The sequence below is a fragment of the Streptomyces sp. BA2 genome, from assembly GCF_009769735.1.
GTDB lineage: Bacteria > Actinomycetota > Actinomycetes > Streptomycetales > Streptomycetaceae > Streptomyces.
The window spans coordinates 5,943,356-5,968,464 of the sequence record NZ_WSRO01000002.1 but is presented as its reverse complement, the minus strand read 5'-3'; the positions used below and the strand labels follow the sequence as shown (position 1 = coordinate 5,968,464).

The following is a 25,109-nucleotide window of genomic DNA, read 5'->3' as shown; positions in this document are numbered from 1 at the left end:
CGGTGAGTCCTGTCTCAGGCTCTGCTCACCACCTCCTCACGCCCGGCCTGCTCGGGGCTTCCGGCGTCCCCGGCCCGTGGCCGTACGGTGGCGTCGTCCGAGGTCTCCATGCGGTCGAGCCGCAGCGCGCTGTGCAGCCGGCGCAGCGGCCTCGGCGCCCACCAGTTGGCGCCGCCGAGCAGCGTCATCAGGGCGGGCACGAGGAGCGCGCGGACGACCGTGGCGTCGAGGATGACCGCGAACGCGGTGCCGAGCCCCAGCTCCTTGACGAACACGAGACGCGAGAGCGCGAGAGCGCCCACCGCCACGCAGAACAGCAGCGCCGCCGACGTCACGATGCGTCCGGTGCGGGCCAGGCCTTCGGCCACCGCCGTGCGGTCGTCGAGGCCCGCCGCCCTCGCCTCCTTGATCCGGCCGAGCAGGAAGACGTTGTAGTCCGTGGAGAGACCGAAGGCGAGCGCGAAGACCAGCACGGGCGTGGTGGACTCGATGCCGCTCACCGCGCTGAACCCGAGGTTCCCGTCCTGGAAGACCCAGACGAGGAAACCGAGCGCGGCCCCGGTGGAGAGGGTGTTCATCAGGAGCGCCTTGAACGGCAGGACCACCGAGCCGGTGAAGGCGAAGAGCAGCAGCAGGGTCACCAGGGCGAGTACGCCGATAGCCAGCGGAAGCCGGTCACGGATGCCGTCCTTCTGCGAGAGGAAGTCCGCGGTCTGCCCGGTGAACCGTACGGGCGTGGGCGCGTCGAGCGACCTGACCTCGTCGGCGGCGTCCTTGGCCACCGTGCCGAGCGGCTGCCCTTCCAGTACGGCGTCGATCTCCCAGTGCGTGGCGTCCAGACGCACCGGCTTCGCGACGGCCTCGACTCCGGGCACCTGGGCGATCTTCTTCGCGTACGCGTCGAGGCGGCCGCCGTCGGTGGTGTCCGCGACGACGCGCAGCGGCGAGGTCGCGGGAGCGGCGAAGTCGTCCTGCATGGCGGCCGAGACCTTCCCGGCGCTGATGCTGGTCGGCAGCGCCGAGGCGTCGGCGCCGGTGAAGCGGATGCCGAGCACCGGCGACGCGAGCGCGAGGAGCAGCGCGGTGGCGGCGACCGCGACGACGACGGGCCTGCGCATCACCATCTGCGCGATGCGCCGCCAGCGCCGGACGGCGGCGTCACCGGAACCCCCGTCGTCCTGCGCGGCACGCTGCCAGCGTCGCGGGGCGAGGGAGTTGACGCGATCGCCGAGCAGCGCGAGCACGGCCGGCAGCGCGAGGAGCGCGAAGAGCACCGCCGCGAGCGAGGTGATCACGCCCGCCATGCCCATGGACTGGAGGTACGGCTGCGGGAAGACGAGCAGCGCCGCGAGCGCGGCGGCCACGGTGAGCCCGCTGAACAGCACGGTGCGTCCCGCGGTCTCCATGGTGCGGCGCAGCGCGAGCGCCCCGGGGCCGTGCTGCGCGAGCTCGTCGCGGTAGCGCGAGACGATCAGCAGGCCGAAGTCGACGGCGAGTCCGAGCGCGAGCGCGAAGGCCAGGTTGAGCGCGCCGGTGGAGACGTTGTCGAAGAGGGTGACAAGGCGCAGCCCCGCCATCGTGAGCAGCAGCGTGAAGATCGCGCCGATGACCGGAAGGAGCGCCGCGACCAGGCCGCGGAAGACCAGGAAGAGCAGCACGAGGACGACAGGAAGGGCGATCCCCTCGGCCATCGAGAGGTCCTTGGTGGTGACCTCGCCGACCTGCACCATGCCGATGGTCGGCCCGCCGAGGTGGGCGTGGCCGCGCAGCGCGGGGTCGGCGTCGATCGCCTTCTGCAACGCCTTCTCGGCGTCCTTGGTCTCCTTGTCCTTCATCGGCCTGACCGCGCCGACGAGGACGGTGGAGCGCGCGTCCTTGGAGATCAGGGCCGGGTCACCGGCCGACTTGTAGTCGACGACCCGCTTCACCTCGGGCCGGTCCTTCAGGAGCGCGATGCCCGCCGTCACCGCCTCCGGCCGCGGCCCGCCGGGCTCGATGGCCTCATCCGTGCGGATCAGGAGCGCGTACCCCTGCTGGGCGTCGATGCCGGTGGCTTCCTGGATGACCTTGCGGGCCACGGTGTGCGACCCGGTCGGGTCGTCGTAGTCGGCGAGGCCGTTGGTCACCTTGCTCTGCAGGGTGCCGCCGAAGAGGGCGGCGAGCACGGCGAAGCCGATGACCAGGTACAGGGTCAGCCTCCGCTTCGCGTGGAGGGCGGAGCCCAGGGCAGAGAACATGCGAGATCACCTTCGGGGTTTCGGGAGTACGGGGCGGAGGTCGGCGCCGGGGGGTTGGTACCGGCCTCCGCCGGTCGGGTGCGCCGCCGCTCGGGCGGCGCGGTCAGGCGGCCACAGGGCCTGCGGTCTCGACGAAGCTCAGCGCGTTGTAGATGGTCCGCCGGGGGTCGGTGATGGCCCTGCGGCCGTGCATCACCCGGGTGTTGTCGATGACGGCGACGTCCCCGTCGGCCCACTCCAGGTTCTCGGTGAGGGCGCCGGTGGTCCCGGTGACGGCGGCGAGCAGCTCATCGGAGAGGTCGCTGCCGTCCGCGAAGGTGATGCGCGGCTTCTCGTAGTTGAAGGACGGGCCGAGGATGCTGTTGGCGAAGGAGATCCGCTCGCCGAACAGCGTCGGTCCCGCCGCCGGTGTGCGGAACGAGTAGCGCACACCGCCGTCCGCCTCGGGCGTCACTTCCGTGCCGGGCAGCGACGCGGCGAGGACGACGAGCTCGTCGACGGCGATCTCGTCGGCGGGCCTGCCGGTGAGGTGGTGGGCCATGGCGCGCCACTGGGGCTCGGCGACGTGGCGGCTGTAGACGATGTCCTGGCCGAGGAAGGCCGTGCGTACGGGCTCCGCGAGCTCGTCCCACACCCGGTAGCCGTCGCAGACGGTGGTCTGGGAGCCGGACGCGGCCGCCTTCTCGCAGAAGAACCAGGCCAGGTGGGAGCGGAAGGGGCTGTTGCCGTTCTCGGTGTGCAGGCCGACCTCGTCGAGGCCCGCGTCGACCTTCTGCGCGACCTCCGAGTAGAAGTCGCGCGCCGGGTCGAGGGTGGTGGAGGTGGAGGTGCGCTGCACCAGGTCGGTGAACGAGGCCATGTCGGCGCCGAAGCCGCGCAGCAGCAGGAAGCCCGCTTCGGCGAGCAGGTCGAGCAGTTCCTTGGGCTCGACGCCGGAGAGGGTGCCGGAGAGGGCGCCGGAGAGGGCGCCGGAGAGGGCGCCGGACTGGGTGCCGGGCAGGGTGCCGGACTGGGCGCCCGGTTCGGCGGGCGTCACGAGCAGTCCACCGCCGGTGCCGTACGGAGTGGTGCTCAGGGCGGTGCTCATGCGGTGATCTCCTCGGGTGCGGTGCGGGTCAGCAGGTCGCGGACGGCGTCCCTGCGGGGGCGTCCGGTCACGGTGAAGAAGGCGGTGTACTCCGGGTCGTCCTCGGCCATGAGGCGTACGGAGGTGGCCCGTTCGATGGCGGAGAGGCGTCCGGCGCCGAACTCCTCGATCTGGCGGCGGGCCTCCACGCGGTCCGTACCGGCGTCGATCACGAAGAGCCCGAGCACCTCGTCCAGGCCGTCCGCGACGACGGCCGCCTCGCGCACGAAGCCGAGCTCGCGGTAGCGGGCCTCGACCCACTCGGGGGACAGATTGCGTCCCGCGGCCGTGATGACCAGGCTCTTCTTGCGGCCGGTGATCCGGATATAGCCGTCGTCGTCGATGGTGGCCAGGTCGCCGGTGTGCAGCCACCCTTGGTCGTCGACGACCACGCTCGAGGGGTCCTCCTGGGTGTATCCGTCGAACAACGACGTGCTCTGGATGAGGAGTTCACCGTCCTGCGCCAAGCGCGCCCGTACGTGGTCGAGCGGCCGCCCCACCGTGCCGAACCGGAACTGTCCGGGGAAGTTCCAGGCCACGACCGAGCTGTTCTCGCTCAGCCCGTACCCCTCGTACAAGGGGATCCCGAACGCTTCGAGGCGCTCGAGGACGTCGAGCGAGACGGGCGCGCCGCCACAGGCGATGAAGACGGGACCGGTGTGGCCGAAGAGCCGGTGCCTGCGCTGGGCCAGGTCCTCCGTGGGGTTCTGTTCGCACAGTCCGAGCAGCAGGCCCGCGACGGTGGGCGGTACGACCATGGCGGTGGGCTGCGCCTGGCGGAGCAGCGACAGCATGCGGGGGCCCGCGTCGGCCACGGTGCCGATCAGGGCGGTGCCCGGCGGCAGGAAGGTGACGCTGCCGCCGTTCAGGAAGGGCATGTAGAGGCCCGCGACCTGTTCGATGAGCAGACTCAGCGGAACCACGGAGAGATAGCGGGCGAAGACCGCGTCGTCGACCCGGCCGCCGAGCGAGGCGAGCAGTGCCTCCATGCCGTACAGCCTGACCCGTACGCCCTTGGGGGCGGACGTCGTGCCCGAGGTGTGCACCACCTTGACGACGGCGTCGCCGGCGGCTTCCGCCGCGGCGATCTCGGCTTCGAGCGAGGGGAGTTGGCCGTCGGTAGCGGCGTCGATGAGCCCCGGCAGGTCGACCCCGACGACCGGGCAGCCCGCGGGCAGGACCCGGTCCCCCGCGGCGGCGGCGCGCTCCAGCCACTGCTCCCCGCACGCGTCGACCAGACAGATGTCGGCGTCGGCGAGCAGCGAGGAGGCCTGTTCGGCGGTGAAGGCCGTGGGGACCGGGATCTCCACGGCCCGCGCGAACAGCGCCGCGAGGTCGGCGACCACCCACTGCGCGGAGTTCTCGGCGAGCAGCCCCACCCGTACGGGGCGGCCGAGTACCTCCCCGCGCCGGCGCAGGTCGGCGGCGAACACACGGGCGGCGCCGATGAGTTCACGGTAGGTGTGCCGGGTTCCTGGCCCGCCGGTGGAGGAGAGCACCTCGACCATGACCGCGTCGCTCTCGGCACGCTTCAGGAGCCCGGCCGCCAGGGAAGTGGTGTGCGGCATGACGTCAGGCAGCACGGGTCAGCTCCGTTCGGTTCCGGGAGGAGAGCAGGCGGATGTCGACGGAGTCGAGTGCGTAGCGTTCGACCCCCGTGACCAGCTGCTGGGAGTGGTCGGCCAGGCGCCCCCAGCGCACGGCGGGCCGCTGGTCGTAGAAGGTTCCCCAGCGGGCCAGTTCCTCGGCGCCCAGGCGCGTGCCGTCGGCGTCGCACAGCCGGTGGGTGATGAGGCCGAGGCGCTTCGCGAGCGCCGCGGACCGGTTGGTCATCGTCATGGCGGCGTACGACCGGCCCAGGCAGGCCTGGATCAGCGGAAGCGCGCGGTAGATCTCCGCGCCCGCCAGGTTCGCGACCGATGCGACGCTGCCGAGCTGGATGATCTGATGCCGTCGCACCTCCTGTCCTGCCGCCTCGCACAGCGCGTCCTCGATCGACCCGTCCAGGTAACGCTCCAGGAAGACCGGGCCGTTCTCCGGGAAGGAGATCCCGATGCAGGCCTCCACCTCGTCGGGGCCGCCGTCCTGCCGTCCTACGTACGCGATGAACTGATCCGGATCCGGGGTCACCTGGGCCCCGAAACTCGTCCCGAACACCTTGCTGACCAGCGATGCGGATTCCAGCCAGACCGGAGTCCCCCGCCGGGCGATCACTATCTTCACGTTCCGTGTTCCTTTCGAGAATGGGATTACTCGGCCGGTACGGCACCGAACTCGCTGAGCACCCCGGCGAGTTCTTCCAACAAGGCGCTCTCCTGGGAGCGGACGAAGAAGTGTCCGCCCGGCATCGTGCGCAGCTCGGCCCCCCTGCTTCCGTGCTCCGACCAAGCGGCCATCTTGTGAACCGGCACCAACCGGTCCCGCTCCCCGACGAACAGGCGCAGAGGCACTCGCAGCGGTTCGATCTCGTTCTCTTTCACGACCCCCGAGCAGAGCCTGAGGTCGTCCCGGACCAGCGGCATGAAGCGCTGACGGAATCTGCGCCGCGCCGCCAACTCCGGAGGAATTCCCCCCAGTTCCGCAAGCCTCGTGGCGAGTTCCTCGTCGTCCGCCGCCGGATCCAGGATTCGGTTGGGCGGTATGTGGGGTGCGCGGTGGGAGCTGAGGATGAGCGCCCGCGGCAGCGCGGCCCCCCGCCGCTGCCTGCGCAGGGTCAGCGCGTGGGCGATGAACGCCCCCATGCTGTGTCCATAGAGCAGATGGGGCCGCGAGAACGCGTCGTCCAGCTGCTCGTCCATCTCCTCCACCAGCGCGTCCAGGTCGGTGAACCTCGTTTCGTGGGCGCGCTCTTCACGGCCCGGCGGCTGCACCGGCCGCACCTGGACTCCGGCGCCGCGCGCGTCGAGCTCCTGCTGCCACCGCGCATAGGCGGAGGCACCGCCGCCCGCACACGGCAGGCAGAACAGGTTCGGCCCCGCGGCTGCGGTGTGTGCCGGCTGCGGCAGATACGGCGTCTCGGTGACCCTCATGGACACCGAAGATTCCATTCGGGCCGGGGCTTGAAACAGTGGGTGCGTACCGGCGTTCGGGGTGGGTTTCTCTGCTCCGGGATGTGACCACGTCACACCCCGTGAAGAAATCACAGCACCGGAATCGATTCCTCCAGAAGAGCCCATGCCATGAGACGGGGCGAAGCTGAATGGAGGTTTCCGATTATCGCCGCAGGCCTGCGGCGACCACGGAGTGAAATATGAAGGCGGGGTATGGGAAAGTCTCACCCCTCACTGATGAGCCCTTCACTTTCTGCGGGCGCTTTCCCCGTATGAAGATCCTGGCAACGGAGAACGCCTCCCCAGACCGAAAAGGAACGTGCTGATGATCGAGATCATTGCCGGCGCACTCACGCTCCCCGCCGCCGCGGACAGCCACACCTCCCCGCGCCCCGCACTCGTCGTGGACCACCTCGACACGAGCGCCGACGACTCGGTGGCCCTGTTCACCTTCTGCACCCTCCTGTCCGGCACCAACGCGGGCACCGAGCTCTCCCACGCATGACGGTCACGGGGGACGAGACCGCGGTCACGGGGGTCGGGGCCGCGGTTACGGGGGACGAGACCGCGGTTACGGGCGACGAGGCCGCGTTCGTCGAGTTCAAGAGCCATCTGCGCTGCGCGGTCGTCCCCGGAGAGGCGGCCTATCTGGTGTCGCACTCCGGGATCACGGCACTGCGCGGAGCACAGGCGGAAGCGCTGGCCCCCCTGCTCGACGGGACCCGCACACCGGCCGCCATCGCCCGCGCCGCCGCCTCCTCCCTGACCTCGGAGGAGGTCGGCGACGCACTGCGGGTGCTCGCCGACGCCGGTCTTCTGCGCTTCCAGCGGCAACCCAGCAGGTCACGGGCCGACCGGGCCGCCGAGGCCTACTGGGACCTCGCGGGCCTCGACGGTGCCCGCGCCACCGAAGAGGCGGCGCGGGCGGCGGTGCGGATCGTGGCGCTTCCGGGGCCGGCTGGGCCTCCCGGAACACCCGGAACACCCGGAACACCCGGCCTCGCTGACGAGGCCGGTGTCCGCGAGGCCCGTATCCGCGAGGCCGGTATCCGCGAGGCCTGCGCGGCCTCGGGCCTCCGGGTCACGGACTCGGCGCAGGAGGCCTGCCTCAGCATCGTCCTGTGCGACGACTATCTCTCCCCCGGCCTGCGCGAGGTGGACGCCGAGCACCGGGCGACGGGGCGCCCCTGGCTCCTCGTACGCCTTGGCGGGCCCGAGCCCTGGTTCGGGCCGGTGTTCCGCCCCGACGACGGACCCTGCTGGTCGTGTCTCGCGACCCGTCTTCGCGGCCACCGCACCACCGAACTGCCCTTGCAGCGCGCACTGCGGCTTGACCACCCGGTGGCCAGGCCGGCGGCCGACCTGCCGACCGGGCGTGCCCTTGCCGTACAAGCCGCTGTACTCGAAGCGGTCAAGTGGGCGAGCGGTCTTCGCAGTCCGGAGCAGAACGCCGTACGCACCCTCGACACCCTCACGCTGCAGACCGCCACCCACCCGGTGTCCCGCATCCCGCAGTGCGCGGCATGCGGCGACCCGACGCTCATGAGCGAGCGCGGCTGGCGGCCCACCGAACCGCGGAGCCGCCCGAAGTCGGCGGACGGCACGGGCGGCGGGCATCGCGCGCTCGGCACCGCTCGGATGCTGGAGCGCTACGGCCACCTGGTCGGCCCGGTCACGGGCGTGGTGAAGGAGATCCGCCGGGCCCCCGGCGCCCCCGACTTCACCCAGGCCTATGTGTCGGGCCAGAACCTCGCCATGGAGGCGAGCACCCTCTCCGGCCTGCGCGCGGGACTCCGTTCGCTCAGCGGCGGCAAGGGCCTGACCGCCGAGGAGGCGAAGGTCAGCGCCCTGGGCGAGGCCATCGAGCGGTACAGCGGGACCCGGCGCGGCGACGAGGCGGTGGTGCGCGACACCTTCCGCGGCCTCGGGGACGTGGCGCTGCACCCCAACTCCTGCCAGCTGTACGACGACCGGCAGTTCCGCGACCGGCCGCGCTGGAACGCGGCCCGCTCGCCCTTCACCCACGTACCGGAACGCTTCGACGAGAACCGCCCCGTCGACTGGACACCCCTGTGGTCCCTGGCCACGGGCACGCACCGGCTCCTGCCGACCAACATGCTGTACTTCCCCGCCGACGCGGTGTCCGCGCACGAGCCGATCGCCGACTCCAACGGCAACGCGGCGGGCAGCAGCTTCGAGGACGCCGTGCTCCAGGGCTTCCTCGAACTGGTCGAACGTGACGCGGTGGCCCTGTGGTGGTACAACCGCACACGCCAGCCCGGCATCGACCTGCACGCCTTCGCCGAGCCGTACATCGACCAACTGCGCGCCGGCTACTGCCGGTTCAACCGCGAGGTCTGGGCGCTCGACCTCACGTCCGACCTCGGCATCCCCGTCGTCGCGGCCCTCTCCCGGCGCACCGACAAACCGTCCGAGGACATCATCTTCGGCTTCGGCGCCCACCTCGATCCCCGCATCGCGCTGCGCCGGGCCCTGACGGAGATGGGGCAGCTGCTCCCCGCCGTCTCGGGGGCGCGTCCCGACGGCTCCGGCTACCGCGTCGACCAGCCGGAAGCCATGAACTGGTGGCTGCGCGAGACGACGGCCACACAGCCCTATCTGACCCCCGCACCCGACACGGCCCGCAGGGCACCGGGCTCCTGGGACTACACCGCGAGGGACGACCTGCGGGACGACCTCTCGGCGGCCACCGGCCTGCTCGCCTCGCACGGCATGGATCTGCTCGTACTCGACCAGACCCGCCCCGACATCGGGCTTCCCGTGGTCAAGGTCGTCGTGCCCGGCCTCCGGCACTTCTGGGCGAGATACGCGCCAGGCCGCCTCTACGACGTTCCCGTAGCGCTCGGCCGGATCGCGGAACCGACGCCGTACGAGGAACTCAACCCGATCCCGCTGTTCGTCTGAGAGTTGACCTGACACTTGGTCTGACCGTTCATTTGACAGTTCGTCTAACACGGGCGGCATTTCTCAGAGCTTGCGACCACGCAAACTCTGAGTTCTGCCCCACGAGTTGATGTGAAAGCACGGTTTTTTCCGGAAGGGGCTGATGCGCGGACATCCCACGTAAGGTCTGCTGGACGAGCGTTGTGGCCGAATACCACGGGCCCGGGGTTCGGGAGCGCCCGCAAGGACGCGCTCTCGTACGCTCTCCTGGCAGAAGAGGAGCACTTCGAGGATGCACAGCGACACCAAGGACACGTCTGACGTGGCTGGTTCCAGATGGAGCCTCCGGCCTGCCCCCCGGCTGGCCCACGTCATCCTGTTGGCGGCGCTCATCTGCTATCTCGGCATCACCGCGATCAACCTGATGAGCCAGAAGCCCTCCGCGCCCGAACTCATCACCGGACTCGTCACGCTCTCCGCCGTCTTCGGCCTGCAACTCGTGCACTCCAGGCCAGGAGCCGACCGCGCCTCCACGTGGGCGAAGGCAGCGACGCTGGGCGCCCAGGCGCTCCTCACGTATCTGCCCCTGGTCTTCTTCGGCATCCTGTGGGGGGCGATGGCGGGCTTCCTCGGCGGATCGCTGCTGCTCCTGCTCAGGCCCCGGGTGGCCTGGCCGCTCTACGGGGTGACCGGGCTGAGCCTGCTGATCCCGGGGGTCACCGCGGGGATGTCGGTGATCGATCTCGTCTACATGTGCCAGAGCACCCTGCTGACCGGCCTGGTGATCTACGGCCTGTCCCGCCTTTCGTCCCTCGTCGACGAGGTGTACGCCGCTCGCGCGGAGATAGCCAGGATGGCGGTCGCCGGTGAACGCCTGCGCCTGGCAAGGGACTTGCACGATCTCCTCGGCTACAGCATCTCCGCGATCGTCCTCAAGAGCGAGCTCCTCCAGCGGCTGATCCGCGCCCAGCACCCCCGTGCCGACCAGGAGGTGGAGGAGGTCCTCGCCATCTCCCGGCAGGCGCTCAGCGACGTCCGCAGGGTGGCCCGCAGCTACCGCGACATGTCACTCGTGTCCGAGGTGTCGTCGGCCCAGTCGGTGCTCGACGCCGCGGAGGTCGAGGTCGAGGTGGTCCTCGCTCCCGCCATCGAGGAGATCAGCTCACATGCCGGCACGGCGCTCGCCACCGTCCTGCGCGAAGGCGTCACCAATCTGCTGCGTCACAGCAAGGCGTCACGCTGCGGCATCACCGCGGTGGTCGACGACGGGACAGCACGCCTCACCCTCATCAACGACGGTGTGGTGGACGACTATCACGATCCCTCTCCGGACAGCGGAAACGGCCTCGGCAACCTGAAGCAGCGGCTCGACGAGATCGGCGGCCGGCTGATCACCGAGCGCGAGAAGGAGACGCCTCCGGACTGCGGGGGCTGGTTCCGCCTCGTAGCCGAGGTGCCCGCGCAGGCAGTTGGCCGAAACAGCGTGGAACAATCCCAGAAAATCGGGCGAATAAATCCGAATGGCGCGTTCTAGGCGGCTGATAACATGTGGCGCGCGAGCAACAACAGGGGTTCGCGATACGGGTAATCATGGGGGGCTATCGATGATCCGTGTAATGCTCGCTGAAGATATGTACATGCTGAGAGGCGCATTGGTCGCCTTGTTGAATCTCGAACATGACTTGGACGTCGTGGCGAGTGTGGAACGCGGCGACGAGATTCTCTCCACAGCCCGCGAGTTCCAGCCGGACGTCGCGATCATCGATATTGATCTTCCCGGCCTCGACGGGCTGAGCGCGGCGGAGCAACTGCACGAACGACTGCCGCAGTGCCGCACTTTGATCCTCACCAGCCTCGGCCGCCCCGGCACACTGCGCCGTGCGATGTCGGCCAAGGTCTCCGGATATCTGCTCAAGGACTCCCCGCCACAGGAACTCGCCCAGGCGGTACGGAAAGTGGCGGCAGGCCAGCGGGTCATCGACTCCGAACTCGCGCTAGCCGCATGGGGCAGTGCGGACAGTCCGCTCACCTCCCGCGAGACGGAGGTGCTGCGCCTCGCGTCACAGGGCACGGACGCCAGTGAGATAGCGAAGCGGCTCCGCCTGTCGGTGGGGACCGTACGGAACTATCTGACCACGGTGGTGACCAAGCTCAACGCCCGCAACAGGGTGGACGCGATCCGCATCGCCAACGACTCCGGGTGGCTGTGAGGCGGCCCTCCGGGGCTGCTCAGGCCCACAGTTGGGCCGCGACTCCCGCTGCGGTGAAGTAGCAGAGGATGCCTTCCGTCACGTCGGCGGGCAGCGGCAGCACGGCGGTGATGGCCTTCGGCGTCACGGGGCGGGCGAGAGCGAGCGCGAAGACCATCATGGCCTCCTGCCGGTGGATGATCAGGCGGTGGGAGGCCGTGCAGGACTCGAAGGTGGCCGTCAGCGGGTCGAACGCGAAGGAAGCGCCGAGGAACAGCCGGATGGGCCGTGCCTGATCCAGGGGGACGACGGCCAGAGAGGCTTGGCCGCCATCGGCGAGGGGCGGCCGGCCCGCGTCGGCCGGGAACACCCCACCGGTATCGAGCCGGGACACCCGGCCCGCGTCGGCCAGGGGTGCGATCGAGAGGAGCGGGCCGCTCAGGCCGTCGAGCCCCAGGGTGCGGACCAGCAAATGGGGAAAGCGCCCGAAGACCGGCCGCATCATGAAGTAGACCTTCGCGTCCCTGTCCCGCCCCCCTTCACCGTCGTCCACCAGCGCGTTACCGAGCAGAACCGGACCCAGCTGCATGCGCCGGAGCACTTCGAGGACGGTGGGCTCCGGGCTCGCCATACGGGCGGTGCCCTGGTCCCAGGTGAGCACCAGGGCCCCCGTGAGCGCATCGGACTCGACCACGACATCCTCGCGCAGCGACCAGAGATGCCGGAGCCGTCCACCGGGCAGCTCCAGCAGGTCGATCGTGGCCTCCATGCGCGCTCTCCTCGCGGTATCTGAGAGTGTCCACTGTGAAGGCGCAGGGAGGTGTCCCGACAGTCATGAACTCATGCCGGGGCTGTGATCCCTTCACGGGTTCAGGGGCGCTGCACCCCGGCCCGGGGGATATTCCGGTGCGGTACGGGCCCCGGCTGCCTAGAATTCGATCAGCCGAACGACCAGCCGAATGACCAGCTGAATGACCAGCTGGCTGACCAGCCGAATGATCAACCGATCAGCCAAGTGAGGGAGGAGCCGGGCCATGCGTCACCGCACAGTTGCCTGCTCTCCCCGGTCGCGGTTCGACGTGATCCTGGTGTCTTCGCGCGTGCGGTGCCGGCTGCGCGGCCGTCACTGAATCTCCGTGGCGAACATCTGACGTACCCACGAGCCTCTGCCTCTGCCTGTCCGGGCAAGGAGGCCGTCCTCGGTCCGTCCTCGGTCCGTCCTCGGTCCGGCGTCCGTCCGGCGTCCGTCCGGCGTCCGTCCGGCCTCAATCGCGCTGCCCCGCCCCACATCGCACCGAAAGGCCCAGGGCCGTGCGCACCCACACAACCACCAACACCCGGCACCAACAGTGCAGTTCATCGTCCGCTGTACGTAATCTCGGCATCCTCGCCCACGTCGACGCGGGCAAGACGACTGTCACCGAGCGGATCCTGTACCTGACCGGCGCCACCCACAAGAGAGGTGAGGTCCATGACGGCACGACCGTCACCGACTTCGACGCGCAGGAACGCGACCGCGGGATCACCATCTTCGCGGCGGCGGTCAGCTGCGCCTGGGACGGGCACCGGATCAACCTGATCGACACTCCGGGTCACGTCGACTTCGCCGACGAGGTGGAGCGCTCGCTGCGGGTGCTCGACGGCGCGGTCGCGGTGTTCGACGCCGTCGCGGGCGTCGAACCGCAGAGCGAGTCGGTGTGGCGCCAGGCCGATCGGTACGACGTACCGCGCATCGCGTTCATCAACAAGCTGGACCGTGCGGGCGCGGACCTCGACACGGCGGTCGCGTCGATCAGGGAGCGCCTGCACACGGTCCCGCTGGTGGTGCAGCTGCCGATCGGGCGTGAGGACGGATTCACCGGGGTGGTGGACCTGCTGCGTATGCGTGCGCTGATCTGGCACACGGGCAGCGACACGTACGAGACGACGCGGATCCCCGAGGCCCTGGCCGACCAAGCACACCAGTGCAGGAGGGAGTTGGAGGAGAGGGTGGCGGAGCTGCATCCGGCGGCGATGGAGGAGTACTGCACGACGTCGACGCTCACCACTCCCACGCTGACGGCCGCACTGCGCGACCTCACCCTGGGCGGTGAGGGCGTGGTGGTGCTGTGCGGTTCCGCCTACCGCAACCGCGGAATCGAGCCGCTGCTCGAGGCCGTCGTGTCCTACCTGCCGTCTCCGACGGACGTCCCGCCGGTGCGCGGAACGCTGGGCGACACCGCGCAGGAGAGGGCCGCTGATCCGACGGCGCCGTTCGCGGGCCTGGCGTTCAAGGTGAACGCCACGGCGACGGGACGTCTCACGTACGTGCGCGTGTACTCGGGAACGATCACGAAGGGAGAGACAGTGATGGACGCGGGCACGGGCCGCACCGAACGGATCGGCCGGATCCTGCGCGTGCAGGCCGACCGCCACGCGGAGCTGGACCGCGCGACGGCAGGGGACATCGTGGCCGTGGTGGGCCTGAAGACGGCCCGCGCCGGCACCACACTCTGCTCCCCGGCAGCGCCCCTGGTTCTGGAACCTCCCGCGGTGGCGGCGTCGGTGGTATCGGTGGCGGTGGAGGCGCGCAGGAGCGTGGACACCGGCCGACTGTCGTCGGCATTGGCCCGCCTGGTCGAGGAGGACCCGTCGCTGGCGGTACGGGTCGATCGTGAGACGGGCCAGACGGTGCTGTCCGGCATGGGCGAGCTGCACCTGGAGGTCGCGGTGGAGAAGATCCGCCGCGCCCACGGCATCGAGGTCGGCGTGGGCCGCCCGCAGGTGGCGTACCGCGAGACGGTCGTGCGCGGGGTGTCGGGCCTGGTGTACCGGCACGTCAAACAGGACGGAGGGGCAGGGCAGTTCGCACACGTGGTGCTCGATGTCGCCCCGGTGGAGGCGGGCCCGGATGCGGCGCACACCTTCGCCTTCGCTTCCACGGTGACGGGGGGCCGGGTGCCGCAGGAGTACATCCGGGCGGTGGAGGCCGGCTGCAGGGACGCTCTCACGGAGGGCCCCCTGGGCGGTCACCCGGTGACGGGCCTGCGGGTGACGCTCACCGACGGGGCAACGCACTCCAAGGACTCCTCGGAGATGGCGTTCCGGACGGCGGGCAAGTTCGCCCTGCGCGCGGCACTGCGGGCAGCGACGCTGGAACTCCTGGAACCGGTGGTGGAGTTGACGGCAACGCTGCCGGAGGAGGCGGTGGGCGGAGTACTAGGCGACCTGGCAGCACGCCGAGGCCGAGTAACGGCATCCACGACACGCTCCGGCACAGCCACGATCACGGCAACGGTCCCACTGTCGGAACTCTTCGGCTACGCAACCCGCTTGCGCAGCCGAACCCAGGGCAGAGGCACGTTCACCACACGTCCGTCGGGGTATGTGGGGGTGCCGACGGGGGTCTCGGAAGAAGTGCTGCGCCGGTAGGTCGGCAGGCGAGGTGGCGCCGCTCGCGTGGGGCGGCGCCACCACCCCGTACGGCCACGGCCACGGTCACGCGAGAGAGCGAGCGCCGTACGCCGCCTCATGAAGGTGCTCCTTCGGCATCAATTCCTGGGGCAGGGCTCACTGTCGTGAGCTAGCGTTGACCTGCATCGCGCTGCCTCATCGGAGGATGTACGCGACGTGCCCTGCGGAAACGTGGCCCCTTTTGGTTGGGTGACGCGGCCCCTTGGAGTGCTCCCGGCGGGAGCCATCCGGCGTCCGTCACCGGACACAACCGAAGGGGACGCTTTTCATGGCTGCCGTCGAGTACACGCCCAAGCGCCGCATTTGGGTCCGCGATGTCCTGGTGGGCATCACGGCGAGTTTCGGCTCGAACCTGGTGTGGATGCTTGCGCAGGCTGTGGTGCACCGCCTCGGCTGAGCCGAGCGGAGGGCGGGCCCTTGGGGGCCCGCCCTCACCACGCCAGAGGCCGGGTTAGTCTACGAACTGTCATTGCGGCCCGACGGGCTTCCGCTCCGCCCAGGCGGAGTGACGAAGGACATGCCCCCACCCGCACGAGTCATCTCGTGCCTGGGGAACCTTCGTGCTCCTGCAAATGTCCGCTGCCGAACTCGGCCGACTCATCGTTGCCCAGGCCGGATCGGCGCACCTTCCGCTCACCGAGCGACTGATCCATGAGCATGCCCGGCTCAAGGGGGGAGCGGCCGGCAAGGGTGATGTCGCTTCCTGGAACAACAGTGTTCCCATAGTTGTCAGGGCGCTGCTGGACTGCGGCCTCGACGAGGTCGAGGTACTGGTCGAGGTCGACCTGCCGCACACCAATTGCGCGGTCGACCTGGTGTTGTGCGGCAACCACCCTGGTACAGGGACAGATTCGTACCTCGCTGTTGAGCTGAAGCAGGTACGGCACGCCTCGGTGGACCCTCTGTGCCCCATCGCCGTCGATCTCGGGTTCGGCGACGGCAAGAACAAGCTGCATCCGGTGCGGCAGGTCCAGCGCTACTGCGAGTACATGCTGCGCTACCTGCCCCATCTACGTGAGAACGACGATCAGTTGATGGGGGTGGCATTGCTCCACAACGCGCGTGACGCGGACGTGGAGGCACTGTTCGGCCTGCCCGAGACCGACCACGGGTTCCTCTACACGCTTGATGATCTGGACCGATTCCGCCGGGTCCTTATCGCGCGTTTCGCAGCCGCTTCCGGCAAGCGGGCCGCATCCGCGCTGGAGCAGGCACGCCAGGACCCCTTGCTCAAGGTCACCGATGTGGCCCGTCAACGATCTGTCCGCGGCGGAGGTCTCACGCTCCTCGACGAGCAGTACGTCGCGTTCGACCGGATCACACGGCACCTGGAGAAGACTGCGCGCTTCACCGGCTTCGACGTCGGACTGTTCTACGACGCTGATGCCGCCCACAGCCCCGCCCCCAAAGCGGGCACCAAGCGCGTCTACATCCTGCGGGGCGGACCTGGCAGTGGGAAGAGCGCCGTAGCACTGGAGTTGCAGCGCGCCCTCGGACTCAAGGGCCGCGAAGCCGTGCTGGCCAGCGGCTCGCACGCGTACACGGAGACTCTGCGCGAGATCATGCTCAGCACGGCCCGTCGAGGGCGGACTGCGGACAAGCACAACGCGGCCAACAGGCTGTACCGGTACTTCAACAGCTTCAGCAAGACCCCGCCGGACAGCATCGATGTCCTCATCTGCGACGAGGCGCACCGCATGCGACGCAGCTCGACATACCGCTGGATGCCGAAAGCTCTTCGGGACGACGACCGGCCGCAGGCAACTGAAGTGATCAAGGCCGCCAAAGTGCCGATCTTCCTTCTCGACGATCACCAGTCGATCCGTCCCGACGAAGTGGGCACTGCCACTTATCTCAAGGAACTCGCCGAGGGCATGGGTTGCGAGGTCGAAGTAACCGATCTGGAAGGCACCTTCCGAGCTGGCGGCAGCAAGCGCTACCAGAGCTGGGTCCAGCAGTTGTTGGGACTTGCTGCCTCCGATCCGGTGGCCTGGCGACCAGACGGCAGGATGTCGCTGATGGTCGCCGACTCCCCCGAGCAGATGGAGCAGTTCATCCAGGCACGCCACCTCGAAGGTGCCACGGCCCGCATCACCGCGGGCTTCTGTTGGCCGTGGAGCAACCCTGCCGGAGATCAGCTCGTCGACGACGTACAGATCGCGGACTGGCGCCGACCGTGGAACGTGAAGCCGGAGCACAACGTCCCGAACGCACCCAGGTCAGACCTGTGGTCGACCGACCGCCTCGGTGTCAACCAGATCGGCTGCGTCTACACGGCCCAGACCTTCGAGTACGACTGGAACGGCGTTATCATCGGCCCCGATCTGCTGTTCCGTGACGGGAAGTTCGAGGTGGACCGACACGCTTCCCGCGATCCCGCCTTCCGCGGCCCGATCGACGACGCGATCGTCACCCGGTGCGTCCTCAACGCCTACCACGTGCTCCTCACCCGCGGCGTCGTCGGCACCGTGGTCTACGCGGTGGACCCAGCGACCCACAACGAACTGCGCAGGCTCATCCCGGGCGCCATCGGCATGCAGCACTACGACGGCGGCCGGCCGCGGCTCACCGCTGAAGGATCGCAGCTGCCCCCCGCCTACCGCAGACAGCCCAGGTAGCCTTGATCCCGTCGTAGCTGCGGCCCGCCGGGCTTCCGATCCGCCTAGCGGAGTCACCCAGGACATGCCCCCACCCGCACGAGTTCCTTCGTGCTGCCTGGGGGCATCTCTTGCTGTTCCGCGACTCCGCCGCCGTGGTCGCCGCCGAGTGCATCTCCGGTGCCCTCTTCTTCCGCCTGACGGAGCAGTTCGTGCACGTGCACGGCCACAAACCCAGCTCGTCCGAGGCCCGTTCGTGGGAGCGGAGCATCCCGGTGCTCGCGAGCGCGCTCAACGACGCGGGGCTCGGCCAGGTGGAGATGCTCCTGGAGTACGGGCTGCCACTGAACAGCAAGCGGGCCGATGCCGTGCTGGCCGGGGTGCACCCCAAGACCGGACTGCCGTCCTACGTGGTCGTGGAGCTGAAACAGTGGAGCAGCGCCGAGCCGGACGACGACGATCCGTCGCTGTGCCGCATAGACGCCTACACCCGGGCAGTACTGAACCCTGTCGACCAGGTGCGCGGCTACTGCGAGTACCTCCTCTCCTTCAACGGAGCGCTGGCCGAACACCCTGAACGCATCAGCGGCGCCGCCTATCTGCACAACGCGACCGAGTTCGGCGTGAACGGGCTCTTCGAGGCCGAGCAGGACCAGTACGGGCAACTCTTCATCGGCGCACGGCGCGGCGAGTTCGTCGACTTTCTGCGTACGAAACTGGGGCCGGAATCCGGCGCTGCGGCTGCGGACGAGCTCGTGAACGGGAAGGTCGGCCCTTCCAAGCAGCTCATGGCGGTAGCCGCCCAAGAGGTGTGCGAGCGCGAGCAGTTCGTCCTGCTGGACGAGCAGCAGGTCGCCTACCGTACGGTCCTCAACGCCGTCCGCCGTGCCAAGCAGGCCGACCACAAGGAAGTCGTGGTCGTGACCGGCGGGCCCGGCACCGGCAAGAGCGTCATCGCCCTCTCACTCCTCGGTGAGCTGTACCGGCAGCGCACCACAGCGCTGCATGCCACAGGCTCCAGCTCGTTCACGACGACGATGCGAAAAGTCGCTGGTGCCCGGAAACGTGAGGTGCAGGAACTCTTCAAGTACTTCAACAGCTTCATGACCGCAGAGCGCAACAGCCTCGACGTCCTGATCTGCGACGAGGCTCACCGCATGCGTGAGACCTCGGCCAACCGCTACACACCGGCGTCGAACCGCACTGGCAAGGCTCAGATCGAGGAGCTGATCGACGCCGCGCGCGTCCCGGTATTTCTGTTGGACGAGCATCAGGTCGTGCGCCCCGGCGAGATGGGTACGGTCACAGAGATCAAGGCTGCCGCCGCCTCGAAGGGGCTCCACTGCCAGGTGGTCCCGTTGGACAGCCAATTCCGCTGCGGTGGCAGCGACGCGTATCTGCGCTGGGTGGTGCGGCTGTTGGGGCTGGAACAGGGCGGTCCTGTGGTCTGGGAGCCCGACGGCAAGATGCGACTGCTGCTCGCGGACAGTCCGCGGGAAATGGAGGCGTTCCTGGACGATCGCCGCTCGCAGAATTACAGCGCACGTATGTCCGCAGGCTACTGCTGGAAGTGGACGAAGAAGGTGCCGCCCGGGCAGGAACTGCCCGCAGACGTCGTCGTCGGGGAGTGGGAACGGCCCTGGAACGTCTTCGGTGACCGGTCCATCATGGGTGCGCCTCCGGCCGCCCTGTGGGCAACGGATCCGGCCGGTTTCGGGCAGGTGGGCTGCGTGTACACGGCGCAGGGCTTCGAGTACGACTGGAGCGGCGTCATCATCGGTCCCGACCTGGTGTGGCGCGGCGACCGCTGGGTCACCGACCGCACGGCATCCAAGGATCCGGTGTTCAAGAAGTCGACCTCAGACGCGGATGTGGATCGACTCATCCGCAATACGTACAAAGTTCTGCTGACGCGGGGAATGATCGGAACGGTGGTGTACTCGACCGACGCCGAGACACGAGCGAAGCTGCGGGAGCTGACCAGCGAACCGAAGCGAACCCGGCTGCCGGACGCGGACACCCCGGCGATCATCAGTACCGCCCAGCCGCGGAAAGCCGGATCTTCTCGTCCGTGACCAGATGGACCGTGCCCGCATGGACAAAGGGCCGACTCCCTGAGGAGTCGGCCCCTGCCCCCTGCGCGTCGTCAGGCCGCCGACGCGCGGTGCTTCTTCATCCGCTCACACATTGAAGCGGAACTCCACCACATCCCCGTCCTGCATCACATACTCCTTGCCCTCCATGCGCGCCTTGCCCTTCGCGCGGGCCTCTGCCACCGAGCCGGTCTCGACCAGGTCCTCGAACGAGATGACCTCGGCCTTGATGAAGCCCTTCTGGAAGTCCGTGTGGATCACGCCCGCGGCCTCGGGGGCCGTTGCTCCCTGGGGGATCGTCCAGGCTCGGGATTCCTTGGGGCCTGCGGTGAGGTACGTCTGGAGGCCCAGGGTGCGGAAGCCTACGTGGGCCAGGGTGGCGAGGCCCGGCTCCTCCTGGCCTACCGACTGGAGGAGCTCAAGGGCCTCCTCCTCGTCCAGCTCCGCGAGGTCCGACTCCAGCTTGGCGTTGAGGAAGATCGCCTCCGCGGGGGCGACCAGTGCGCTCTGCTCGGCCTTGAACTCGTCGTCCGTCAGCTCGTCCTCGTCCACGTTGAAGACGTAGAGGAAGGGCTTCGTGGTCAGGAGGTGCAGGTCGTGGAGGAGCTCCTCCCTGCCCGAGCCCTGGACGATGCCCTGAGAGAAGAGCGTGTCGCCCTTCTCCAGGATCGCCTGGGCCTCCTCCACCGCCTTCACCTTCGGGGCGATGTCCTTCTTGATGCGCGATTCCTTCTGGAGGCGCGGCAGGACCTTCTCGATGGTCTGGAGGTCGGCGAGGATCAGCTCGGTGTTGATCGTCTCGATGTCGTCCTTGGGCGAGACCTTGCCGTCGACGTGTACGACGTTCTCGTCCTTGAAGGCGCGGATCACCTGGCAGATCGCGTCCGACTCGCGGATGTTCGCGAGGAACTTGTTGCCCAGGCCCTCACCCTCGCTCGCGCCGCGCACGATGCCCGCGATGTCGACAAAGTCGACCGTCGCCGGGAGGATCTTCTGGGAACTGAAGATTTCCGCCAGTTTCGTGAGGCGGGGGTCCGGGACGCCCACCACGCCGACATTCGGCTCGATCGTCGCGAACGGGTAGTTGGCCGCAAGGACGTCGTTCTTGGTCAGGGCGTTGAACAGGGTCGACTTGCCGACATTGGGCAGACCGACGATTCCGATCGTGAGCGACACGTTGCGACTTCCCGTACGTGGAGGCTGTGGGTGGACGGCCCGGAGGGCCGGAGCGACCGTAGGGCGATCCCCCAGTCTACGGCGTGCGGGCCCCGCCCTCGTCGGCGTATCGCGCGAGTATCGAACGCTTGGCCAAGGTCGGCCAAAGGGCGTGTCCCATGCAGGATTATCGGTATGGCTCGCCCTAGGTTGGTCCGGTGGAGCAACACAGGACGCGTCCCCCTCAGCCTCCGGCCCGGCCGCGACGCACCGCCCCCCTGCCCCCGCAGGGCAACAGGTCCGCCGCGTCCGCGGCGGTCTACCGCGCCGCGCCCCCTCCCCGCCGCCCCGTCCCGCCCTTCGTACGAAGACTGCGCGCACTGCCGCTCTATCGCAGGCTGCGCGGGATGCCGAACCCGCGTCTCACGGGGCTCGGCAGCGGACTCTTCTGCGCCGTGGTGATGTTCCTGCTCGCCAGTCTGCTGTGGCTGCTCTTCGGCAGTTCGGTCGTCGCGTACGGCGTGCTCTTCCTGCCCGTGAGCGCGCTGACCGCGTTCTGGGTGCGGCCTGCCGACCTGGTGACCGCTCCCGTGGCCGTGCCGATCGCCTTCGCCGTCGGCCTCGTACCCATCTCGGGCGGCAACGGGGGCGGCTTCAGCGGGCATTTCATGGGGCTGATCACCTCGCTCGCGCTGCACGCGGGCTGGCTGTACGGCGGGACCCTCGTCGCCGGTCTCATCGTGACCGTGCGCCGGATCAAGCTCATGGGGCAGCGGCGCCGGGCGCGGGCCGCCTCCTCCGCCCCCGGGCCAGGACCTCGGCCAGGACCTGGGCCAGGGCCGCAGGGAGCCGCGAAAAGGCGCATGCCCACCGCGTAGGCCGCCCCGGAGCCACCAGAGCCACCAGAGCCCCTGCCGGGGAGCTAGTCCTTTTCCGCCGCCGCCATCGCCGCGCCCACAATGCCCGCGTTGTTCTGCAGCTCCGCGGGGACCACCTCGGCCCTGATGCCCTTGATCAGCGGCAGGAACTTGTGGGACTTGCGGCTCACTCCGCCGCCGATGATGAACAGCTCGGGCGAGAACAGCATCTCCACGTGCGCCAGATACTTCTGGACGCGGTGCGCCCAGTGCTCCCAGCTGAGGTCCTCGTCCTCCTTGGCCTTGGACGACGCACGCTTCTCCGCGTCGTGTCCGTGCAGCTCCAGGTGGCCGAGCTCGGTGTTCGGGACGAGGCGGCCGCCGGTGAAGAGGGCGCTGCCGATGCCCGTGCCGAGGGTCAGCAGGATGACCGTGCCCGTACGGCCGCGGCCCGCCCCGAAGTGCATCTCGGCCACGCCAGCCGCGTCCGCGTCGTTCAGGACGGTGACGGGGACACCACCGCCGAGCCGGTCCGCAACCAGGCTCTGGATGTCCGTGCCGATCCAGCTCTTGTCCACGTTGGCCGCCGTGCGCGCCGTGCCGTCGGTGATCACGCCCGGGAACGTGGCGCCGACCGGGCCCGTCCAGCCGAAGTGCTCGACGACCTCGCGCACCTTGTCGGCCACGCCGTCGGGCGTGGCCGGGTGCGGGGTCAGTACTTTGTGCCGCTCTTGTGCCAGGTCTCCACGGTCCAGGTCAACGGGCGCGCCCTTGATCCCTGATCCGCCGATGTCCACACCGAAGATCTGCATGAGACCCACCGTACGGCCACCCTCTGACCGCCGCGTTACTTCTGCGACAGCTCCGCGGCCTCGGCGCGCAGGTCGCGGCGGAGCTCCTTCGGCAGCGAGAAGGTGATCGACTCGTCGGCCGTCTTCACCGTCTCCACGTCTCCGTAGCCCCGCTCGGCCAGCCACTCGATGACGCCGTCCACCAGGACGTCCGGGACGGAGGCACCGGAGGTGAGGCCGACCGTGGTCACGCCCTCCAGCCAGGCCTCGTCGATCTCTTCGGCGCCGTCGACGAGGTGCGAGGCGGGGGCGCCCGCGTCGAGGGCTACCTCGACCATGCGGATCGAGTTCGAGGAGTTCTTGGAGCCGACGACGATGACGAGCTCGGCGTCCTCCGCCAGCTTCTTCACCGCGATCTGGCGGTTCTGCGTGGCGTAGCAGATGTCGTCGCTGGGAGGGGAGATCAGGCCCGGGAACTTGGTCTTCAGGGCGTCGACCGTCTCCATGGTCTCGTCGACCGAGAGCGTGGTCTGGGAGAGCCAGACGACCTTGTCCGGGTCGCGGACCTCGACGTTCGCGACGTCGTCCGGGCCGTCGACCAGCGTGATGTGGTCGGGCGCCTCACCGGACGTACCGATGACTTCCTCGTGGCCCTCGTGGCCGATCAGGAGGATGTCGAAGTCGTCCTTGGCGAACCGGACGGCTTCCTTGTGGACCTTCGTGACCAGGGGGCACGTCGCGTCGATCGTCGCCAGTTTCCGCTCGGCGGCTTCCGCGTGGACCGTCGGGGCCACTCCGTGGGCGGAGAACATGACGATGGAGCCTTCGGGGACCTCCGCCGTCTGGTCGACGAAGATGGCCCCCTTCTTCTCCAGAGTCTGCACCACGTACTTGTTGTGAACGATCTCGTGGCGGACATAGATCGGGGCCCCGTACTGCTCAAGGGCCTTCTCGACGGCGATCACGGCACGGTCCACACCCGCGCAGTAGCCGCGGGGGGCGGCGAGCAGGACTCGGCGGGCAGGAGTCGAAGCAGTCATGCCCCCCATCGTAAGGCCGAGCCCAGCGCGTCAAAGATCGGCTTCTTGGGGAGACTGGGGGCCTGCGTTCACTTACGGAGGCACGATGTCCGGTAACTCCGGTAACTCAGACCCGGGTACCCCAGACCCGACGGCCCCGGGTTACCCAGACCCGACGGCCGGCGCCCGTACCGCCACGGCCCCCGCTGCCGAGGGCGACGGGCTGCGGCGCAGTCTCGGCTTCCGTGATCTCGTCGTCTACGGGTTGCTGTTCATCGCCCCGATGGCACCGGTCGGAGTCTTCGGAACGCTCGACGCCAAGTCGCACGGTGCCGTGGCGCTCGTCTACATCATCGCCACGATCGCGATGGCGTTCACCGCATTCAGTTACGCGCAGATGGTGAGGGTGGTACCCCAGGCTGGTTCGGTCTTCGCCTACGCGCGCGTGGGGCTCGGCAACGGCCCCGGGTTCATCGCCGGGTGGATGGCGATGCTCGACTATCTCCTCATCCCGGCCGTCGCCTATCTCTTCTCCGGGATCGCGATGGAGGCGCTCGTACCCTCCGTCTCCCGGTGGGTGTGGACGGCGATCGCGGTCCTGGTGACGACCGCGCTGAACCTGTGGGGCGTACGGGCGGCTGCGCGGGTCGGGTTCCTGGTGCTCGCCATGGAGATCGTGGTCCTCCTTGTCTTCGTGGTGTCGGCGATCGTCGTCCTGGCGCAGGACGGGGCGGAGCGGGACTGGCTCTCACCGCTGAGCGGGGACGGCTCGCAGGGGGCGTTCGCGCTGGGGGCCGTGGTGGGGGCGGTGTCGGTGGCGGTGCTCTCGTATCTGGGCTTCGACGCGATCGCCTCGTTCGCGGAGGAGGTGACGGGGGGCTCGGCGAAGGTGGCGCGGGCGGTGCTGCTCTGTCTGGCACTCGCCGGTGTGCTGTTCATTGCCCAGACGTATCTGGTCGCTCTCCTTGAGCCGGTGTCGTCGGCGCAGCTCGCCGCCGAGCCGGGCAAGCAGGGGTCCGCTTTCTACGATGCTGTCGACTCGGCCGTCGGGGACTGGCTGCACGACCTGGTGGCCGTCAGCAAGGCGATCGGTGCGGCGTTCGCTGCGCTGGCCGGGCAGGCCGCGGCGGGGCGGCTCCTGTTCGCCATGGCGCGTGACCGGCGGCTGCCGGGGGCTCTGTCGAAGACGGATTCGGGGACGCCTCGGCTGGCGCTGCTGTGTGCGGCCGTGATCACGCTGGTCGCGGCGGTGTGGGCGGCTCGGCGGGACGACGGGATGGATCACTTGGTGTCGGTGGTGAATGTCGGGGCTTTGACGGCGTTCGTGTTGCTGCACGCGAGCGTGGTGGGGTGGTTCGTGGTCCGCCGGCAAGGGGGGCCCGTCAGCTGGTGGCGGCACGTCCTGGTTCCGGTGCTCGGGGCCGCGATCACCATCGCCGTGATTGTCGAGGCCGCGGGGTCCGCGCAGGTGGTGGGTGCGGTCTGGTTGGCCGTGGGGCTTGTCGTGCTCTTTGCCCAGCGGGCTCGTCGTGGGGAGTCCTAGGCCGCCGCTTCGCGGCGGATGTTTCCCGCCCACCCACCCGAATACCCGGCGTCCGATCCGCGGCGTAGGAGGGACCCCCTCGTGTCAGAGCCTGC

19 protein-coding genes are annotated in these 25,109 nt (G+C 69.1%); 10 read left to right on the top strand and 9 right to left on the bottom strand.

Annotated elements, in window-relative coordinates:
- Positions 1 to 14 precede the first annotated feature (14 nt).
- From E5671_RS29770 to E5671_RS29750, 5 genes are all read right to left on the bottom strand, one after another.
- Positions 15 to 2,237, bottom strand: coding sequence for an MMPL family transporter (locus E5671_RS29770; RefSeq protein WP_160506968.1), 2,223 nt, complete (start codon positions 2,235 to 2,237; stop codon positions 15 to 17).
- Between the two features lie 103 nt (positions 2,238 to 2,340).
- On the bottom strand, positions 2,341 to 3,324 hold the full coding sequence (locus tag E5671_RS29765) for a TauD/TfdA family dioxygenase (protein ID WP_160506967.1): 984 nt from the start codon (positions 3,322 to 3,324) through the stop codon (positions 2,341 to 2,343).
- Positions 3,321 to 4,946, bottom strand: a complete 1,626-nt coding sequence (locus E5671_RS29760; RefSeq protein WP_336605882.1) for an AMP-binding protein — start codon at positions 4,944 to 4,946, stop codon at positions 3,321 to 3,323. Before E5671_RS29760 ends, E5671_RS29765 begins: the two co-directional genes overlap by 4 nt.
- The gene (locus E5671_RS29755) at positions 4,936 to 5,586 is read right to left on the bottom strand and encodes a thermostable hemolysin (protein ID WP_160506966.1); all 651 of its coding nucleotides are present in this window, start codon (positions 5,584 to 5,586) and stop codon (positions 4,936 to 4,938) included. Before E5671_RS29755 ends, E5671_RS29760 begins: the two co-directional genes overlap by 11 nt.
- Before the next feature lie 26 nt (positions 5,587 to 5,612).
- Positions 5,613 to 6,392, bottom strand: coding sequence for a thioesterase II family protein (locus E5671_RS29750; protein ID WP_160506965.1), 780 nt, complete (start codon positions 6,390 to 6,392; stop codon positions 5,613 to 5,615).
- Positions 6,393 to 6,738: 346 nt separating this feature from the next.
- Between E5671_RS29750 and E5671_RS29745 the strand changes: the two genes are divergently transcribed.
- From E5671_RS29745 to E5671_RS29730, 4 genes are all read left to right on the top strand, one after another.
- Positions 6,739 to 6,918 carry a hypothetical protein gene (locus E5671_RS29745; protein WP_160506964.1) on the top strand — a complete coding sequence of 60 codons (180 nt, stop codon included), beginning with the start codon at positions 6,739 to 6,741 and terminating at the stop codon, positions 6,916 to 6,918.
- Entirely contained in the window at positions 6,915 to 9,338 is a 2,424-nt protein-coding gene (locus E5671_RS29740; protein ID WP_160506963.1) for a TOMM precursor leader peptide-binding protein, read from the top strand. Before E5671_RS29745 ends, E5671_RS29740 begins: the two co-directional genes overlap by 4 nt.
- Before the next feature lie 301 nt (positions 9,339 to 9,639).
- Positions 9,640 to 10,851, top strand: coding sequence for a histidine kinase (locus E5671_RS47465; protein WP_160506962.1), 1,212 nt, complete (start codon positions 9,640 to 9,642; stop codon positions 10,849 to 10,851).
- Between the two features lie 70 nt (positions 10,852 to 10,921).
- Positions 10,922 to 11,527, top strand: coding sequence for a response regulator transcription factor (locus E5671_RS29730; protein ID WP_160506961.1), 606 nt, complete (start codon positions 10,922 to 10,924; stop codon positions 11,525 to 11,527).
- A gap of 19 nt (positions 11,528 to 11,546) precedes the next feature.
- Here E5671_RS29730 and E5671_RS29725 read toward each other — a convergent pair whose 3' ends face one another.
- The gene (locus E5671_RS29725) at positions 11,547 to 12,275 is read right to left on the bottom strand and encodes a hypothetical protein (protein ID WP_160506960.1); all 729 of its coding nucleotides are present in this window, start codon (positions 12,273 to 12,275) and stop codon (positions 11,547 to 11,549) included.
- A 542-nt stretch (positions 12,276 to 12,817) separates the two neighbouring features.
- Between E5671_RS29725 and fusA the strand changes: the two genes are divergently transcribed.
- The 4 genes from fusA (at position 12,818) to E5671_RS29710 (ending at position 19,631) form a co-directional block, all read left to right on the top strand.
- The gene (gene fusA / locus E5671_RS29720; protein WP_160506959.1) at positions 12,818 to 14,917 is read left to right on the top strand and encodes an elongation factor G; all 2,100 of its coding nucleotides are present in this window, start codon (positions 12,818 to 12,820) and stop codon (positions 14,915 to 14,917) included.
- A 310-nt stretch (positions 14,918 to 15,227) separates the two neighbouring features.
- Complete coding sequence (locus tag E5671_RS47100) at positions 15,228 to 15,356, top strand: DUF6408 family protein (protein ID WP_272902838.1); 129 nt, start codon at positions 15,228 to 15,230, stop codon at positions 15,354 to 15,356.
- A gap of 175 nt (positions 15,357 to 15,531) precedes the next feature.
- Positions 15,532 to 17,577, top strand: a complete 2,046-nt coding sequence (locus E5671_RS29715) for a DNA/RNA helicase domain-containing protein (protein ID WP_160506958.1) — start codon at positions 15,532 to 15,534, stop codon at positions 17,575 to 17,577.
- A 110-nt stretch (positions 17,578 to 17,687) separates the two neighbouring features.
- Positions 17,688 to 19,631, top strand: coding sequence for a DUF2075 domain-containing protein (locus tag E5671_RS29710; protein ID WP_237330263.1), 1,944 nt, complete (start codon positions 17,688 to 17,690; stop codon positions 19,629 to 19,631).
- Between the two features lie 105 nt (positions 19,632 to 19,736).
- Here E5671_RS29710 and ychF read toward each other — a convergent pair whose 3' ends face one another.
- Positions 19,737 to 20,825, bottom strand: coding sequence for a redox-regulated ATPase YchF (ychF, locus tag E5671_RS29705; protein ID WP_160506957.1), 1,089 nt, complete (start codon positions 20,823 to 20,825; stop codon positions 19,737 to 19,739).
- Between the two features lie 197 nt (positions 20,826 to 21,022).
- On the opposite strand from ychF, the gene E5671_RS29700 reads away from it, so the two are divergent.
- Positions 21,023 to 21,682: a DUF6542 domain-containing protein gene (locus E5671_RS29700; protein WP_336605881.1), complete on the top strand. Its 660-nt coding sequence runs from the start codon at positions 21,023 to 21,025 to the stop codon at positions 21,680 to 21,682.
- A gap of 44 nt (positions 21,683 to 21,726) precedes the next feature.
- Here E5671_RS29700 and ppgK read toward each other — a convergent pair whose 3' ends face one another.
- Together ppgK and E5671_RS29690 are read right to left on the bottom strand one after the other, a co-directional pair.
- Positions 21,727 to 22,473, bottom strand: a complete 747-nt coding sequence (ppgK, locus tag E5671_RS29695) for a polyphosphate--glucose phosphotransferase (protein ID WP_160506956.1) — start codon at positions 22,471 to 22,473, stop codon at positions 21,727 to 21,729.
- A gap of 35 nt (positions 22,474 to 22,508) precedes the next feature.
- Positions 22,509 to 23,501 carry a 4-hydroxy-3-methylbut-2-enyl diphosphate reductase gene (locus E5671_RS29690; RefSeq protein WP_160506955.1) on the bottom strand — a complete coding sequence of 331 codons (993 nt, stop codon included), beginning with the start codon at positions 23,499 to 23,501 and terminating at the stop codon, positions 22,509 to 22,511.
- A gap of 76 nt (positions 23,502 to 23,577) precedes the next feature.
- Between E5671_RS29690 and E5671_RS29685 the strand changes: the two genes are divergently transcribed.
- Positions 23,578 to 25,014 (top strand): APC family permease, encoded by a 1,437-nt coding sequence (locus tag E5671_RS29685; protein WP_160506954.1) that lies wholly within the window; start codon positions 23,578 to 23,580, stop codon positions 25,012 to 25,014.
- Positions 25,015 to 25,109 lie beyond the last annotated feature (95 nt).

Bases quoted from the DNA above. Each gene is read 5' to 3' on its own strand.
- E5671_RS29685 (WP_160506954.1), top strand. From the start codon at position 23,578: ATGTCCGGTAACTCCGGTAACTCAGACCCGGGTACCCCAGACCCGACG.
- E5671_RS29740 (WP_160506963.1), top strand. From the start codon at position 6,915: ATGACGGTCACGGGGGACGAGACCGCGGTCACGGGGGTCGGGGCCGCG.
- E5671_RS29725 (WP_160506960.1), bottom strand. From the start codon at position 12,275: ATGGAGGCCACGATCGACCTGCTGGAGCTGCCCGGTGGACGGCTCCGG.
- E5671_RS29690 (WP_160506955.1), bottom strand. From the start codon at position 23,501: ATGGGGGGCATGACTGCTTCGACTCCTGCCCGCCGAGTCCTGCTCGCC.
- E5671_RS29730 (WP_160506961.1), top strand. From the start codon at position 10,922: ATGATCCGTGTAATGCTCGCTGAAGATATGTACATGCTGAGAGGCGCA.
- E5671_RS29765 (WP_160506967.1), bottom strand. From the start codon at position 3,324: ATGAGCACCGCCCTGAGCACCACTCCGTACGGCACCGGCGGTGGACTG.
- E5671_RS29745 (WP_160506964.1), top strand. From the start codon at position 6,739: ATGATCGAGATCATTGCCGGCGCACTCACGCTCCCCGCCGCCGCGGAC.
- E5671_RS29715 (WP_160506958.1), top strand. From the start codon at position 15,532: ATGTCCGCTGCCGAACTCGGCCGACTCATCGTTGCCCAGGCCGGATCG.
- E5671_RS47100 (WP_272902838.1), top strand. From the start codon at position 15,228: ATGGCTGCCGTCGAGTACACGCCCAAGCGCCGCATTTGGGTCCGCGAT.
- E5671_RS29770 (WP_160506968.1), bottom strand. From the start codon at position 2,237: ATGTTCTCTGCCCTGGGCTCCGCCCTCCACGCGAAGCGGAGGCTGACC.
- ppgK (WP_160506956.1), bottom strand. From the start codon at position 22,473: ATGCAGATCTTCGGTGTGGACATCGGCGGATCAGGGATCAAGGGCGCG.
- E5671_RS29750 (WP_160506965.1), bottom strand. From the start codon at position 6,392: ATGAGGGTCACCGAGACGCCGTATCTGCCGCAGCCGGCACACACCGCA.